This is a genomic window from Glutamicibacter sp. AGC46 (assembly GCF_053543715.1).
Genome location: NZ_JBLVOJ010000005.1, coordinates 103829 through 104499 on the forward strand (window position 1 = coordinate 103829; position 671 = coordinate 104499).

The window sequence follows — 671 nt, forward strand, 5'->3', positions numbered from 1 at the left end:
TGCCAGGCCCCCCCCCGATCCACGCACCTCCGTTGCTGGACGTTCCCTAGGTACTGGAAGATTCCCGTGCCATCCAGCCGGCAATCCCCTAGCGTGGCTAGCATGACGGCGGCCGGCATACCGGGCCAACGTTTCCTTCCGATCGCAACAGCCAGAATGAAGGAGCAAGATCATGGAACATCCAAAAGATCCTGTCATAGCAACACGTCCGATGGTGCAAAAGGCCGCGCTGGCGGTCGGCATCGTGTTCTTCCTGGTCGGCGTCCTCGGATTCATTCCGGGAATCACCACCAACTACGAATCGCTCTCTGGTGCCGGCCACCACTCTGAAGCCAAGCTGCTGGGCATCTTCCAGGTCTCGTACCTGCACAATGCCGTGCATCTGCTTTTCGGTGTCGCCGGCTACCTGATGGCGCGAACCGTGCCTGCTGCCCGCAGCTACCTGGTTGGCGGCGGAATCATCTACCTGGCCCTGTGGGTCTACGGGCTGGTCATTGATTTCGACAGCGCCGCCAACTTCATCCCGCTGAACGATGCCGATAACTGGCTGCATTTGGGGCTCGGTGCGCTCATGATCATCTTGGGATTGCTCCTCTCCCGCAAGGCGACTGGACAGCATCGGGACCCGCACGCGACTTGACCAGATGCTGAAGCACTGAAGCGGGGGGGCG

1 protein-coding gene is annotated in these 671 nt (G+C 60.8%); it reads left to right on the forward strand.

What is annotated here, in order from left to right; translation table 11 throughout:
• Window positions 1-172: 172 nt before the first annotated feature.
• Complete coding sequence (locus tag ACNPM8_RS01425; protein WP_448939113.1) at window positions 173-640, forward strand: DUF4383 domain-containing protein; 468 nt, start codon at window positions 173-175, stop codon at window positions 638-640.
• Window positions 641-671 lie beyond the last annotated feature (31 nt).

Coding starts and splice junctions, on each gene's coding strand:
- ACNPM8_RS01425 (WP_448939113.1), top strand. CDS start 173: ATGGAACATCCAAAAGATCCTGTCATAGCAACACGTCCGATGGTGCAA.